Below are 14393 nucleotides of genomic sequence, written 5' to 3'. Positions count from 1 at the left end.
GACCCGATGTCCGCAGCCCGGGGCACGCCCCGACTTGTTTCCGGTTGCCGCCCGCTAGTTCTGCGGCGGTTGTCCCTCGCCGGGTGGCTGGCCCTCACCCGGCGGCGGTCCCGCGGGCGCCTGACCGGCGGGCAGCGGCTTGCCCACGTACTTGGCGATATCCGGCAGCATCCGGTTGGCCACCTGCTGCCAGTTGCCCCAGTTGTGCACGCCGATGCTCGGGAAGTCGTAGGTCACCTTGTCGTAGCCCAGCGCTCCCAGCTTCGATTCGAACGCACGGGTATTCGCCAGCGCGATCGCCTCCAGCGGCATGCCCTGGATGATGGCGTCGGTCGAGGACAGGTCCTGCTGCGCCGGCTGGCCGCTACCCGCGGAGATGTAGAGCTGAGTGCCATTGGCCCGCAGCAGATCCACGAAGTTGTACGGATTCATCCGCGTCCACTTCGCGCTGCCCTCCGGCGCCATGGAGTCGATGTTGTAGCCGCCGGCGGCGATCATGGCCAGCCGCAGGGCTTCTCGCATACCCGGTGCGGACATGTTCAGGTAGCCCGACAGCGAACCGGCGTAGACGAACTGCTCCGGATGGTAGGCGGCCATCATGAGCGAGGCGCTGCCGCCCATGGAGAGCCCGAACACGCCGTTGCGAGTCTTGCTGAATCCCAGGCGATTCTGCAGCGCGGTCGGCAGGTTCTGGGTCAGGAACGTCTCCCACACATAGGTGTTGGTCTTGCCGGAGGTCTCGGTCCAGCCGGAGATCGCCGATCCGGAATCCGCGCCGGGCAAGGCGGACCCGTCGATGTTCACGCCATTGAAGCTGCTCGGCGCGTCCCAGTCCACATAGAAGCTGGACATGCCGCCGACCGGCATCACCACATTGATATTGAACTTGGCCAGCGCCGCCGGAATGGTGGTGTATTCCTCCCACCCGTTCATATCCGATTCGGCGCGCTCACCGTCGAGCAGATAGACCACCCGATCGGTATTGCCGTCCGCCGCCCGCAGAATCCGGGTCTTGATCGACCCCATGCTGGAGTCCACCCAGAAGTCGAAGGCGGCCGGATCGTATTCCGCCGCAGCCGGTCCAGCTCCCACCGACGCCCCGAACGGCAGCAGCGCGGCCACCACGGCACCGACCACGGTCCGCTTGACCCACCCACCCCGGGATCTGTGTGGGCGCTCCTGCGCCCCTCGCACAGCCACGCCACGCATATCCTGTTTTGGCCTTTCTATTGTGCGGCCCTACCCGGCCGCGCCTCCCCGATCACCCGTCGCGGCCGGAGCCCGGCGCGAGGGTCGCCGTGCAGCATAACGTGCCCATGACGCCGGGGTCTCGCCGAATCCGAATGCCGCCGGGCCTAGGGGGACGTGGCCGGCCGCACGACCTCGTCCACCAGGCGTTCGGTGAGCGGCATGGCGACGCCGTGCCGCAGGGCGGTGCGCAGCAGCGCGCCGCCGAGGGCGTCCACCTCCAGCGGGCGGCCGGCTTCGGCGTCGCGCAGCATGGAGGATTTGGTCTCCGGCGGGAAGGTGTCGCAGAAGCGGAGCACCGCGTCGACATCGCCGGGGAGGCCGGCTACCCGGCTGAGCTCAGCGACTTCGTCGAGCAGGGCGATGAATTCGCCGCGATGCTCGGTGCGGATGACGCCGACGGGGCTGCGGTAGCGGGTGGTCATGAGGGCGACGGGGGCGATGAAGAGGAGTTTGGCCCAGAGCGCGGCCGCCTCGTCTTCCTTTGCCTGCGTGCGGATTCCGGCGGCGTTCAGAATCTCGGCCAGGGCGTCGAGGCGTTCGGGCGGGGCGGTGGCGCTGGCGAGTTCGATATCGACGAACGGGCTGCCCTGCACGATCTCGCCCGGCGCCACGCGGGTCGATTCCACTCGAATAATGCCGGGCGCGACCAGTTCCGGGCGATAGCGGGCGCGCAGCAGCGCGGGGTGCTCGATGCCATTGAGCAGCGGCACGATCAGGCCGTCGCCCACCGCCTCCGGTGATACGCGAGCCAATGCGCCCGCGAGGGAGGTCTGTTTGACGCTGACGAGGCAGACGTCCACCGCTTCCCGGAGTTCGGTATCCGCCTCGACTTTCACGGTGAAGTCGCCGAACTGCCCACTGCGCACCTGGATCCCGTGATCGCGCAGGGCTCCAACGGTTTCCGGGCCGCCGAGGAAGATCACCCGGTGTCCGGCACGGGCGAGCAGCGCGCCCACCAGTCCGCCGACGCCGCCGGGTCCCAGTACCGCCACGGTCCACGCTCGCTTTTCGGTCATGTGTTTCAGTGTGCGCGCACGGCGATCTTCCGGAGCTGTGAGATTGTTCGCCCCCGCCCGACATGCCAAGCCGACCCGAAATGCCGGACGGCGTGGTCCGTTTGCCGATATGCTCACCGCGTTGCCGACCCGAGGGGAGGGCTGGGCACTGGATACGCTGTGGACCTATATCACCGACCACCGCGAGCAGCTGGTGACGGATTCCTATCTGCACGTTTCCGCGGTGGTGCAGTCGGTGCTCATCGCCGCGATCGTCTCGATCGTGATCGGTGCGCTGGTCTACCGCAGTCCGCTCGGCTCCGCGGTCTCGACGGCGACGGCAAGCATCATCCTGACCATTCCGTCCTTCGCCCTGCTCGGGATTCTGATTCCCGTTCTGGGACTGGGTGTTCCGCCGACCATTACGGCGCTGGTGCTGTATGCGCTGCTGCCGATTCTGCGCAATACCATCGTCGGATTGTCCGCGGTGGATCCCGCGGTCACCGATGCCGCGCGCGGGGTGGGCATGAACCGGCTGCGGGTGCTCGCCGCGATCGAGCTGCCGCTGGCCTGGCCGGCCATTCTCGCCGGGATGCGGATCAGCACGCAGTTGATCATGGGCATTCTGGCCATTGCCGCCTATGCGAAGGGTCCGGGCCTGGGCAACCTCATCTTCTCGGGCCTGTCGCGGCTGGGCACGCCGACCGCGGTGCCGCAGGCGCTGACCGGCACGGTGCTGATCATCGCGCTGGCGCTGCTGCTCGACGCCCTGCTCGTCCTCGCCGGACGACTGACCACTCCCGGGGGTATTCGTGACTGAGACCGTCGAACCGGCCGTGTCCGGGGTCGAGATCGTGCTCGACTCGGTCACCAAACGCTATTCCGGGCAACGTGATCCGGCGGTGGCGGACGTGTCGATGACGATTCCGGCCGGGGAGACGGTGGTGCTGGTCGGGCCGTCGGGCTGCGGCAAGACCACGACCATGCGGATGATCAACCGGCTCATCGAACCCAGTTCGGGGACCATCACCATCGGCGGGCAGGATGCCGCGGCGGTGAATCCGGATCGGCTGCGGCGCGGGATCGGGTATTCGATTCAGCAGGCCGGGCTGTTTCCGCATCTCACGGTCGCCAAGAATGTGGCGACCGTGCCGGGGCTGATCGGATGGGATCGCAAGCGGATCGGCGATCGGGTGGACGAGATGCTCGATCTGGTCGGGCTCGATCCGGGGACCTTCCGGGATCGGTATCCGCGTCAGCTCTCCGGCGGGCAGCAGCAGCGGGTCGGGGTGGCGCGGGCGCTGGCCGCGGATCCGCCGGTGCTGTTGATGGATGAGCCGTTCGGGGCGGTCGATCCGATCACTCGCGGGCTGTTGCAGGACGAATTGCTGCGGCTGCAAGCGGAATTGCGCAAGACCATCGTGTTCGTCACCCATGATTTCAATGAGGCGGTGAAGCTCGGCGATCGAATCGCGGTGCTGGGCGATCGGTCTCGCATCCTGCAGTACGACACACCCGGCGCGATCCTGGCCGAGCCCGCCGATGCGACGGTCGCCGGATTCGTGGGCGCGGATGCGGCGCTCAAGCAGCTGACGCTGACCCGCGTGGAGGATGTCGAGCTCGGTGCGTGCGCCACGGCGGTGGAGACCGACTCGGTGGAGTCGCTGCGCACCGCGCTCGCCGGGAGCGGCAAGGATTTCGGGCTCGTGCTGGACGAGCAGCGCCGTCCGCTGCGCTGGGTGACCCTCCCCCAGCTCGAACGGGCGCCATCGCTGCGGGACGCGGGAACGCCTGTCGGCGAGGGTGTTTCCCTGCGCTCCACCTTGCAGGAAGCCCTGGAGGCGCTGCTGGCCGAGAGCACCGCCAATGCCGTCGTCACCGGCCGGCGCGGCGTGTACGCGGGTCTGATCACCATCGACACCCTGGTGGCGCATCTGTCGGCCATTCGCACGCACACCGGAAACGGCTCGGCATGACCGCGCAGACCGAACGCCGCGCCGAACGCATCCGGCTCTTCGCGCAGCCGCTGCTCGCCCTGCTGCTGAGCGCGGGAGTGCTGGTGTGGGCCTTCGCCCGCGAGCTCACCGCCACCCAGCAGGCCAGCCTGAGCGCGGGCAATATCGCCACCGTCACCTGGGAGCACGTGCTCATCACCGCGACCGTGGTGGCCATTGTCATCGTCCTGGCGGTGCCGCTCGGCACCGCGCTCACTCGCCCCCGATTCCGCCGTCTCACACCGCTTTTCGTGGGCATCGCCAATATCGGGGCGGCGGCGCCGGCCATCGGCCTCATCGTGCTGTTCTATCTGATCACCCGCACCACCGGTTTCTGGATCGGCGTGGCCCCCATCGTGCTGCTGTCGCTGCTGCCGGTGCTGCGCAATACGATCCTCGGCTATCAGCAGGTCGATCCCACGCTCATCGATGCCGGTCGCGGACAGGGCATGTCGGCCGCCACGGTCCTGCGTCGCATCGAATTCCCGCTGGCCGTGCCGTACATCCTTGCGGGACTGCGTACTTCGCTGGTGCTGGCGGTGGGCAGCGCGACCCTGTCGTTCCTGGTGAGCGCGGGCGGGCTGGGCATTCTCATCGATACCGGCTACAAGCTGCGCGACAATGTCACGCTCTGGGTGGGCGCGTTGCTGGCGGTGGCGCTGGCGCTGCTCGTCGACTGGGTGGGCGCGCTGGCGGAACGCTTCCTCGGACCGAAGGGGCTGCGATGAGAGCCCGGATCCGGCGTGGCTGTGCGCTGTTCGCGGTGGTGCTCGGCGTGCTGCTGACCGCCTCCTGCGGCTTGGAAGCGGGCCGTTCGGTGCCGCTGCGGGTCGAACCCGGCAGCATCCGGCCGATTCCCGAATTGCAGGGCGTGCGAATCACGGTCGGCTCCAAGGATTTCACCGAACAGGAAACCCTCGGCCTGATCATCGCCTTCGCCCTCGACGCGGCCGGCGCCGAGGTCCGCGATCTCACCGATATCGTCGGCTCCAACAGCCTGCGCGACGCCCAGCTGCGCGGCCAGGTCGACATCGCCTACGACTACACCGGCACCGGCTGGATCAACTACCTGGGCAATGAATCTCCCATCGCGGGCTCGGACGCCCAATTCGCGGCAGTGCGCGATGCCGACCTCGCCGCACACGGCATGATCTGGGCCGCCATGGCTCCCATGAACAACACCTACGCCATAGCGACCAGCGCCCGCACCGCCGAGGAAACCGGCGTCCGCACCCTGTCGCAATACGCCGCCCTGATCAACACCGACCCGGCTGCCGGATCCACCTGCGTAGGAACCGAATTCAACGTCCGCCAAGACGGGTTCCCCGGCCTGGCCCGCAAATACGGCATAGACACCGCCAAGGTCCGGAAACAGGTCGTCGACGACGCCATCGTCTACCAGTCCACCGCCGACGCCCGCCAATGCCGTTTCGGCTCGGTAGCCGCCACCGACGGCCGCATCCCCGCCCTCGACCTCCGCCTCCTCGAAGACGACCTCGGCTTCTTCCCCCAATACAACGCCGCCCTCGTCATGCGCGAAGACTTCGCCCGAGCCCACCCCCGCGTCATCGAAGTCCTCACCCCCATCTCCCGCCTCCTCACCAACGAATCCGTCACCGACCTCAACCGCAAGGTCGACGTCGAAGGCCGCGAACCGGCCACCGTCGCCCGCGACTGGATGGCCGCCCAGGGCTTCATCACAATCCCGTGAGCCACTCCGCGACCCGCCGATCGCCGCGTTAACGTGCCTGCCCGCGGCGGGGATTTCAGTGCGAATCACGCGCCCGGGTCTCCGGGCGGCGCTGAGCTGGCACATCTATCGGGGAGGCAGCGTGCGAAAATTCACCACCATCGGGGCGGCCGTGCTCATCGCAGCATCCGCGGTACTGATGACCGCGTGTGGCGATGGCGGGCAGCAGACGGGCACCACCACGACGTCGGCGATTGCCGCGCCGCTGGGGACCGGGCGGCCGAGCGGCACCGAGACGGGCAGCGATGCGCAGGCGACCGTGCGCGTCGTGGCCAAGACCGGCTGGTACGAGGGGTTCGAGATCACCGTCGAGAAGGCGACCGTCGTACCGGATGAGTTCGGCGGGGGCGCGGTGCGGATCGATATCACGTACAAGAACACGACGACCGATGACAAGACGCTGAGCATTGTCCCGAACTTGCAGGTCGGCAAGGAGATCGATGCGGGGGCGGGGTTCGACAATCCGCTGGTGCCCGGGAAGGGTTCGGCCACAGGCGGTGTCACCACCACGGTGAGCAAGCTCGGGGACGTGCAGCATCTGCTCGACACCATGACGGTGGTCTACGGGCAGGCCGCGGACAATCAGACGAAGATTCCCTTGCGGGCCGGCGCTCAGGTGGAGAGTGTCGCACCGAAGACGCTCACCGTCTCCGGCACGCTGGTGCAGGATCAGACCACGATCAAGATCACCGGCGGCACGCTCGCGCCCAGCTATGCCGAGAACGAGAACGGGAAGATGGATCTCGCGCTGAAGATCACGCTGATCGGCGGGTCCGGTATCCCGGACGGCGGGCTGAACGTGTACTACGACTACTTCACCGTGCGCACGCCCGACGGGCAGAACGTGCCCGCCGATATCCGCGGCCCCATCAACGAACTGCTCAATCGGAACGAAACCATCGACAACGCAAAGAATTACGTCGTTTTCGTGGTTCCGGCCCCGGCGGTGGGCGCCTACACGGTGACCTACGATGCCGACAAGGGCGCGGGCGCCGCGCCGGCATTCTCCTTCACCGTCAGTTGATCGGGTCGATGTGAGAGAGCTTGTCCGGGTTGCGGACCGCGTAGATGCCGCGGACCAGCTCGGTGTCCGGGTCGATGTCGAGGACGACGACGGCGTAGGGGGAATCGCCGGACAGGACCACGGCCGAAGGGTCGCCGTTGACCCAGCGGTATTCGATGCCGATATCGGGGACGGTGGCGATGACCATGGGGCTGGTGATGAGGCGGACGATCTTGTCGGCGCCGTGGACCGGGCGCAGGGCGGCGCGGGATTTGCCGCCGCCATCGGACCAGAAGGTGGCGTCGGGGGCCAGGAGTTCGAGCAGGGCGGTGACGTCGCCGCCGACCTGGGCGGCCAGGAATTTCTCGGTGACGGCGCGCTGGACCTGCGGGTCGGCCTGGTAGCGGGGGCGGCGGGCGTGCACGTGGGAGCGGGCGCGGTGGGCGATCTGGCGGATGGCCGGGGTTTCGCGGGCGAGGATTTCGCCGATCTCGGCGTGCGGGTAGCCGAAGACGTCGTGCAGGACGAAGACGACGCGTTCGAGCGGGGTGAGGTTCTCCAGGACCACGAGCATGGCCAGTGACACCGTTTCCGCGCGCAGGGTGGGGTCGGCGGCGTCGGCGCTGTCGCGGACCTCGGGGAGGTCGCTGACGAGGGGCTCGGGCAGCCACGGGCCGACATAGGTTTCGCGGCGGCGGGATTCCAGGGTGCGCCGGGACAGCGCGTGGTTGACGGCGATGCGCACCAGATACGCACGCGGGCTGGTGATCTCCTCGGCGCCGGGGCGATTGCGGCCGACCCAGGCCAGCCAGGTGTCCTGCAGGACGTCCTCGGTGTCGGCGACGCTGCCGAGCATGTTGTAGACGATGGAGAACAACAGTTCGCGGTGGGCGGCGAAGATCTCGGTCGCCTCGTGATCGGTGCTCTCGCTCATCGCATCTCCTCGGGGTCCTACCGGTCATCTTGCCGCACGGCGGCACATGGGTATCGCTTCCCTGGAGGGCAGCGGCGGGGAAACGTGACGTCCCGATCCCCGAATGTGATGTGAATCGCTCGATGTCACGCTCTCCGGTCCGGGCGGGCTCTGGGTTGGCGAACGGACGAAACCGGTCCGCCCCCCCGAAGTGAAGGACACCGCCAGTGCTCCCATCCGCCGAAACACCCTCGTTCCTGGCGACCCGCCGCGGCAGACTGACCCTGGCGCTGCTGTGCACGGTCGCATTCCTGGATTTCGTCGACGGTTCGATCGTCAATGTCGCACTGCCGACCATCCAGCGCGAGCTGGGCATGTCCGTCTCGACGCTGCAATGGGTCACCAGCGGCTACATGCTCACCTACGGCGGACTGCTGTTGCTGGGCGGCCGGCTGGCCGATCTGCTGGGCCGCCGCCGGGTGCTCATCACCGGCACGGTGCTCATCGCCATCGCCTCGGCGACCGGCGGGCTCGCCCGGGACGGCGGCCTGCTGATCGGCTCGCGGCTCGCACAGGGCGTGGGCGCGGCGCTCATGCTGCCCGCCGCGCTGTCGATCCTGACGACCAGTTTCCGTGAGGGATCCGATCGCAATACCGCCCTGGGCGTCTGGGGCGGCGCGGCCGGGCTGGCCTCGGCCTCCGGCGTACTGCTGGGCGGCCTGCTCACCCAGGGACCGGGCTGGCGCTGGGTGTTCTACGTCAACACCCCGGTGTGCCTGCTGGTGCTGGCCGCGATTCCCGCGCTCATCCCCGACGACAGCCGCAATGAAATCCGCGGCGGCTTCGACGTTCTCGGCACCGCGCTCGCCACCAGCGGCCTCATGCTGCTGGTCTACGCCCTGGTGAAGGCCCCCGACCACGGCTGGGGCGACACCCGCACCCTCGTCATGCTCACCGTCGCCGCCGCCCTGCTGATCGCCTTCGTGGTCAACGAATCCCGCGCCGCCGCTCCCCTGGTCCCGCTGTCCATCTTCCGCATCAAGGGCCTGGCCGCCGCGAACCTGGCCTACCTCAGCATTGCCGCCGGCATGCTGGCCATGTTCTTCTTTCTCACCCTCTACATGCAGTCCGTCCTCCATTTCACCGAACTCGAAGCGGGCCTGGCCTACCTCCCCTTCAGCCTCGTCCTCGCCGTCGCCGCCGGCCTCTCGGCAAAACTGTTCGCCCGCACCGGCACCCGCCCCTTCATCGTGATCGGCGCCGCCATCACCGGCCTCGGCCTGCTCTGGCTGTCCCGCATCCCCACCGAAGGCTCCTACCTCACCGACATCCTCCCCGGCATGCTGGTCATGGCCGTCGGCGCGGGCGCGGTCTTCGTCGCCGCCAACACCGCGGCCAACGCCGGAGTCCCCACCGAACAAGCGGGATTGGCCGCCGCCCTGCTGAATACGGCCCAGCAGCTCGGCGGCGCACTGGGCATCGCCGTCCTCACCGCCATCGCCACCTCCCGCACCACCACCGAACTCACCGCGGGCACCCCTGCCCCGGACGCCATGACCTCCGGCTTCCAACTCGCTCTCCTGGTCGGCGGTTTCCTCGCCCTGGCCGCCGCGGTCATCGGCATCCGCACCGCCGACGCCCGCGCCGAGGACCCGAAGTCCGCCCCCGCGGGCGCGGAAATCATTGCCGCGTAACGCCGGGCAGGAGGCCACGGTCCATGGCGACGACCACCGCGTGCGTGCGGTCGCTGACATCGAGTTTGGCGAAGATGCGCAGCAGGTGGGTTTTGACCGTGGCCTCGGCGATGGTGAGGCGCTTGCCTATGTCGGGGTTGGACAGGCCGGCGGCCACGGCTTGCAGGACGTCGATTTCGCGGGGGGTCAAGGGAATCGGGTCCGGGCGGCGCATGCGGGCGATGAGCAGGTCGGCTACTCGTGGGGCGAGGACGGTGCGGCCGCGGGCGGCGGCCCGGATGGCTTCGACGAGCTGGTCGCGGGTGGTGTCCTTGAGAAGGTAGCCGATGGCGCCGGCTTCGATGGCGCGTTCGATGTCGGAGTCGGTGTCGTAGGTGGTGAGGATGAGGACGCGGGTGTCGGTGCGGGTGGTGATCTCGCGGGTGGCGGCGACGCCGTCGAGCACCGGCATGCGCAGGTCCAGCAGGGCCACATCGGGTTTCAGGGTCACGGCGAGTTCGATGGCGGCGCTGCCGTTTTCGACTTCGCCGACAATGTCGATGCCGGGTTCGGCGGCCAGCAGGGCGGCCAGGCCCGCGCGCAGGACGACGTGGTCGTCGGCGAGGATGAGGCGCAGGGGGTCGGGCATGTCAGCTCCGATCGGGGAGGGGCAGGAGGGCGAAGACGCGGGCGCCCTCGCCGGGCGCGCTCGTCACGGTGAGCTCGCCGCCGAGTTCGGCGAGCCGGTTGCGCATGCCGTCGAGACCGAAGCCGCGTGCCGTGTTCGGCGTGAATCCGATTCCGTCGTCGGTGATTTCGAGTTCGAGGCCGGCGGCGGCACGGGCCAGGACGAGGCTCACCGTGCTCGCGCCCGCATGTTTGCGCACGTTCGCCAGCGATTCCTGGGTGCAGCGCAGCAGTGCGATCCGGGTGGGCTGATCGCATTCGACGTCCTCCAGGTCGGCGAGCACGGTCAGCCCGGTGTCCTCGGCGAATCGGTCGAGGACGCGGCGCAGCGAGGGCGCGATACCGCCGGTCGCGCCGCCGGAGGCCGGGGCCGAGCCGACGAGAACGCGGGCCTCCGTGAGGTTCTCGCGGGCGGTGCGCTCGATGGACAGCAACTGCTTCGCACTGGTCGCCGGATCGGTCTCGATCGCATTCCGGGCCGCCTCCGCCAGCATGATGATGGAGGCGAAACCCTGTGCGAGCGTGTCGTGGATCTCCCGCGCCAGCCGCTCCCGTTCCTCGGCCGCACCCTGCCGCTGGTGCGCGGCGGCCAATTCCGATTGTGCCCGTTCCAGTTCGGCCCCGAGCACCCGGGCGCGCTCCTCGCCCTGCCGGAGCACCCGGTCCATCCACAGCCCGAGCAGAATGCCGCCCGCCAGCCCGATCAGGGTGAAAACCGTATTGCCCGGCGAATATATCGGCCCGATGAGGGTCCCGATCAGCGTGGCCACCGCGGCCGCGACGGTGAACCCGACCGCCTGCCGCGGGGTCCGGGTGTGAATCCAGAACATGGGCAGCGACACGATGAAGAATGCCGCACCCCCTTCGAGGGGGATGGCCGTCGCACCGAGCACCAGGACCAGCACCGTCAGGAAGACGCCCGGCCGCAGCACGGGGTTGCGCGGGAACATCAACAGGATCAGGTAACTCACGCCCAGCACCGCCACCAGCGCGAACACCACGGCCCGGGTGGCCGGATCGCGGTCGTGCATGGCGACCAGCGGCGGCCATAGACCGCCGAGCACCCAGAGGCCGATGTACCACCGCCGCAGCATCCGGATCCGGAACCGGTCCTCGGTGCGCGGGCGGTGGTTCATTTCGCTCAGCTTACTTTCACCGGCGCGCGGCCCGCCGTGGCGGCGACGGGCCGGACCGGCCACCAGGTGCGCTCACCCAGCAGGAGCAGCGCGGCGGGCAGGATGACGATCCGGATGATGAACGCGTCCAGCAGTACGGCCGCGGCCAGCGCGAAGCCCATCTGCTTCATCTCCAGGATGTGCAGCGGGATGAAGCTGGCGAAGACCGTGACCATGACGAAGGCGGCGCTGGTCACCACGCCCGCCGAGGCGCCTATTCCATCGAGCACCGCCCGGCGGGTGGGCACGCCGTCGTCCACGGCCTCCTTGATCCGGCTCAGGACGAAGACCTGGTAATCCATGGACAGCCCGAACAGGATGACGAACAGCAGCAGCGGAACCCGCGACCCGATGCTGCCGGTCGAGGTGAAGTCCAGCAGGTTCTCGGCCCAGGAGTTCTGGAAGACCAGCGTCAAAAGGCCGAGCGAGGCTCCGGCGGAGAGCAGGTTCAGCAACACGCCGAGCACGCCGAGGAGCACCGAGCGGAAGGCCACGACGGTCAGCGCGAAGGTCACCAGCAGCAGCGCACCGATGATCAACGGCAGCTTCGCCTTCTGATGGGCCGGATAGTCGGCGTAGCGGGCGACGTCACCGGTCACCGCGTAGTCGATATCGGGGAGCGCGCCGATGGTGGCCGGGATGTAGTCCGCGCGCACCCGGTCCAGCGAGGCGGTGGCCGCCGCATCGCTGACGTGATGCGGGGCGGGCAGTTCCAGCAGGCTGACCCGGCCGTCGGCCGAGGTGCGCAGCTCCGCGGCGCCGGTCAGCGCGGGATCGGTCGCGGCTCGCTCGGCCAGGGCGCGCAGTGCGCTCGTGACCTCGCCGGCCCGTGCCGGGTCGGCCGCCACGACCACCTGGTGCATCGACTTCAGTTCGGGGAAGGCCGCATTGAGCCGGTCGAAGGTCTGCATGGCCGGGATGATGCGCGGATGCGTCTCCCGTCCCATATCGGTGAGTTCGAGACCGAGCAGCGGCGCCGTGAGCGCGAGCATGGTGAGTACCGAAACCAGCAGTCCCGCAGCGGGCTTCGCCGCGATCTGGCGCAGCACGAAGGCGGTGAACCGCCCGCCGTTCGACGATTCACGGTGCGCGCGTGCGTATCCGGCCGATTTTCGGGCGGCCCGGCGGTCGGCGCGTTCGGTGAGCACCGTCAGCAGTGCGGGCAGTGCGGTGAGCGAGCTGACCATCGACACCAGGGTGACCAGGATGGCCGCCGTGGCGATCGAAGAGAAGATCACGTCATCGGCGAGATACAGCGTCGCCGTGGAGATCACGACCGCGAGCCCGGACACCACCACCGCCCGCCCCGAGGTCGCCGCCGCCAGTTCCACCAGGGCCCGCGCCCCCGGCACGCCACCCGAACGCGCCTTCTCCTCTCTCGCGCGTTTCAAATAGAACAGCGTGTAGTCGACGCCGACCGCCATCCCGATGAGCAGGATGATATTGGTACCGATCCCGTTGTCCGGGAATACATGTGACGCCACCACCGACAATCCGATCGCGGCCGCGATGGACGACACGGCCAGCAGCACCGGCACCAGCGCCATGGCCACCGAGCGGAAGACCAGCAGCAGCGTGATCAAGGTGACCGGCAGCGCGATCATCTCGGTACGCGCCAGATCCCGCCCGCGCAGCGCGTCGACACCGCTGCTCACCGACGGACCGCCGGTTTCTTCGATCAGCAGTCCGGGGTTGGCCCGCTGCACCTCGTCGGTCTGCGCCCGCAGCGCGCCCACGTGTTTGTCGCCGTCGAGTTCCGAGCCGGTCATGGTCACATCGACCCGCAGTGCGGTGCCGTCCGCCGAGTACACCGGCGCGGCAACGGATTCCACCTCCGGCAGCGCCCGCATGCGAGCGGAGATCTCCTGCGCGGCGCGCTCGGCGGCTCCGTCCAGCCGCGCTCCGCGGTCGGTGATAAGCACCCGCTCCACGGCCCGCTGCTGCAATCCGCCCGAGGCGGCGAGCGCCTCGCCCCGCCCGGCCTCGCCGATCCGGAAATCCTCGGTGGCGGCGTCCCGCCCGCCGATTCCGGCCCCCACTCCGAGGCACAACGCGACGAACACGAACCATCCGACTATGGCGAGCCACGGGCGACCCGCGCTCCACCCTGCTATGGCCACCAGGCGATTTCGCATACCTGAATGCTGCTGTCCGGCCGCATCCCCCGGACAGCCTCGACCGGTCGAACCTCGTGTCCACCGACCGGTGGACACGAGCCCGCTCCCCGTCAGTCCGCGAGCGTCCAGACCTGCGCCATCGTGAACGGATGCCCGCGCAGCTCCGCCCATTTCGGCTTCGCCGCGAGCCAGGCGTCGTCCACCAGCGCCTCGCGCATCTCGGTCAGCCGCCACCCGGCCGCCACGCCCGCGGTGACATGATCGCTGAACAAATGCAGGTTGGTGGTGATGGCCAGCGGCTCCCCCGATCCGGCCGTGTAGTGCGTGGGCATTCCGGTGACCATCATGAACTGCGGGTGATAGCTCACCAGAACGAAGGTCGCGCCGGGTGCGGCCAGCCGCCGCGCCTCCGCGTAGAACGGCCGCAGGTCCGGCAGGTGCTCGTCCACCAGTGAGGAGATGACCAGATCGTAAGCGCCGCCGGTCAATCCGCTCTCCCGCACATCCGCCTGGGCGAGCGTCGTGTGCGCTCCCCGCCCCTGGGCCAGCGTCAGCATGCCGGAACTCGAATCGACCCCATCGATCTCGGTGATCCCCTTGCCCCGCAACCAGCTCCCGGTGCGCCCGGTTCCGCATCCCAGATCGGCCGCCCGCCCCACCCGATCCCACGGCACCCCGAGACGATCCAGCAAGGCCAGGTCCATTTCGTCCATGACGGTCTGCTCGTAGGTGGCGGCCCAGCCGTCGTATCCGGTGACGGCATCAACGGTGCGATAGTTCCGGCGATCGAAATCCGCGAAGGTTGGCATGCCCGGCAGTATTCCGCCCGAGACCG

Annotated in this window: 13 protein-coding genes; 6 read left to right on the top strand and 7 right to left on the bottom strand. The window is 68.8% G+C overall.

Going from position 1 to position 14393, the window contains the following annotated elements:
• Window positions 1-54 precede the first annotated feature (54 nt).
• Entirely contained in the window at window positions 55-1137 is a 1083-nt protein-coding gene (locus ACFVIV_RS21330) for an alpha/beta hydrolase (protein WP_379198826.1), read from the bottom strand.
• A 218-nt stretch (window positions 1138-1355) separates the two neighbouring features.
• Window positions 1356-2267, bottom strand: coding sequence for a ketopantoate reductase family protein (locus ACFVIV_RS21325; protein ID WP_379198824.1), 912 nt, complete (start codon window positions 2265-2267; stop codon window positions 1356-1358).
• Window positions 2268-2415: 148 nt separating this feature from the next.
• Here ACFVIV_RS21325 and ACFVIV_RS21320 point away from each other — a divergent pair, with 148 nt between their 5' ends.
• The 5 genes from ACFVIV_RS21320 (at window position 2416) to ACFVIV_RS21300 (ending at window position 7014) form a co-directional block, all read left to right on the top strand.
• Entirely contained in the window at window positions 2416-3066 is a 651-nt protein-coding gene (locus ACFVIV_RS21320; protein ID WP_379198842.1) for an ABC transporter permease, read from the top strand.
• Window positions 3059-4222, top strand: a complete 1164-nt coding sequence (locus tag ACFVIV_RS21315) for an ABC transporter ATP-binding protein (protein WP_379198822.1) — start codon at window positions 3059-3061, stop codon at window positions 4220-4222. Before ACFVIV_RS21320 ends, ACFVIV_RS21315 begins: the two co-directional genes overlap by 8 nt.
• Window positions 4219-4968, top strand: coding sequence for an ABC transporter permease (locus tag ACFVIV_RS21310; protein ID WP_379198820.1), 750 nt, complete (start codon window positions 4219-4221; stop codon window positions 4966-4968). The genes ACFVIV_RS21315 and ACFVIV_RS21310 overlap by 4 nt, the downstream gene beginning before the upstream one ends.
• Window positions 4965-5951, top strand: coding sequence for a glycine betaine ABC transporter substrate-binding protein (locus ACFVIV_RS21305; RefSeq protein WP_379198818.1), 987 nt, complete (start codon window positions 4965-4967; stop codon window positions 5949-5951). Before ACFVIV_RS21310 ends, ACFVIV_RS21305 begins: the two co-directional genes overlap by 4 nt.
• A gap of 121 nt (window positions 5952-6072) precedes the next feature.
• Entirely contained in the window at window positions 6073-7014 is a 942-nt protein-coding gene (locus ACFVIV_RS21300; protein ID WP_379198816.1) for a hypothetical protein, read from the top strand.
• Here the strand turns inward: ACFVIV_RS21300 and sigJ are convergent.
• Complete coding sequence (gene sigJ / locus ACFVIV_RS21295; RefSeq protein WP_379198814.1) at window positions 7007-7927, bottom strand: RNA polymerase sigma factor SigJ; 921 nt, start codon at window positions 7925-7927, stop codon at window positions 7007-7009. The genes ACFVIV_RS21300 and sigJ overlap by 8 nt on opposite strands.
• Before the next feature lie 206 nt (window positions 7928-8133).
• Here sigJ and ACFVIV_RS21290 point away from each other — a divergent pair, with 206 nt between their 5' ends.
• Window positions 8134-9600 carry an MFS transporter gene (locus tag ACFVIV_RS21290; protein ID WP_379198812.1) on the top strand — a complete coding sequence of 489 codons (1467 nt, stop codon included), beginning with the start codon at window positions 8134-8136 and terminating at the stop codon, window positions 9598-9600.
• Here the strand turns inward: ACFVIV_RS21290 and ACFVIV_RS21285 are convergent.
• The 4 genes from ACFVIV_RS21285 to ACFVIV_RS21270 all read right to left on the bottom strand — a co-directional run bounded on the left by ACFVIV_RS21285 (window position 9587) and on the right by ACFVIV_RS21270 (window position 14367).
• A complete protein-coding gene (locus tag ACFVIV_RS21285) occupies window positions 9587-10228 on the bottom strand; it encodes a response regulator (protein ID WP_379198810.1) in 642 nt (213 codons plus the stop codon). The genes ACFVIV_RS21290 and ACFVIV_RS21285 overlap by 14 nt on opposite strands.
• A gap of 1 nt (window position 10229) precedes the next feature.
• On the bottom strand, window positions 10230-11402 hold the full coding sequence (locus tag ACFVIV_RS21280; RefSeq protein ID WP_379198808.1) for a sensor histidine kinase: 1173 nt from the start codon (window positions 11400-11402) through the stop codon (window positions 10230-10232).
• 5 nt (window positions 11403-11407) lie between these two features.
• Complete coding sequence (locus tag ACFVIV_RS21275; RefSeq protein ID WP_379198806.1) at window positions 11408-13576, bottom strand: MMPL family transporter; 2169 nt, start codon at window positions 13574-13576, stop codon at window positions 11408-11410.
• A 92-nt stretch (window positions 13577-13668) separates the two neighbouring features.
• On the bottom strand, window positions 13669-14367 hold the full coding sequence (locus tag ACFVIV_RS21270) for a class I SAM-dependent DNA methyltransferase (RefSeq protein WP_379198804.1): 699 nt from the start codon (window positions 14365-14367) through the stop codon (window positions 13669-13671).
• Between the last annotated feature and the right edge of the window lie 26 nt (window positions 14368-14393).

The organism is Nocardia sp. NPDC127526 (assembly GCF_042672265.1).
Lineage (GTDB): Bacteria > Actinomycetota > Actinomycetes > Mycobacteriales > Mycobacteriaceae > Nocardia.
The sequence above is the reverse complement of the archived record's forward strand: the minus strand, read 5'-3'. Positions and strand labels throughout refer to the sequence as shown.

Bases quoted from the DNA above. Each gene is read 5' to 3' on its own strand.
- ACFVIV_RS21280 (WP_379198808.1), bottom strand. From the start codon at position 11,402: ATGAACCACCGCCCGCGCACCGAGGACCGGTTCCGGATCCGGATGCTG.
- ACFVIV_RS21310 (WP_379198820.1), top strand. From the start codon at position 4,219: ATGACCGCGCAGACCGAACGCCGCGCCGAACGCATCCGGCTCTTCGCG.
- ACFVIV_RS21285 (WP_379198810.1), bottom strand. From the start codon at position 10,228: ATGCCCGACCCCCTGCGCCTCATCCTCGCCGACGACCACGTCGTCCTG.
- sigJ (WP_379198814.1), bottom strand. From the start codon at position 7,927: ATGAGCGAGAGCACCGATCACGAGGCGACCGAGATCTTCGCCGCCCAC.
- ACFVIV_RS21275 (WP_379198806.1), bottom strand. From the start codon at position 13,576: ATGCGAAATCGCCTGGTGGCCATAGCAGGGTGGAGCGCGGGTCGCCCG.
- ACFVIV_RS21305 (WP_379198818.1), top strand. From the start codon at position 4,965: ATGAGAGCCCGGATCCGGCGTGGCTGTGCGCTGTTCGCGGTGGTGCTC.
- ACFVIV_RS21270 (WP_379198804.1), bottom strand. From the start codon at position 14,367: ATGCCAACCTTCGCGGATTTCGATCGCCGGAACTATCGCACCGTTGAT.
- ACFVIV_RS21325 (WP_379198824.1), bottom strand. From the start codon at position 2,267: ATGACCGAAAAGCGAGCGTGGACCGTGGCGGTACTGGGACCCGGCGGC.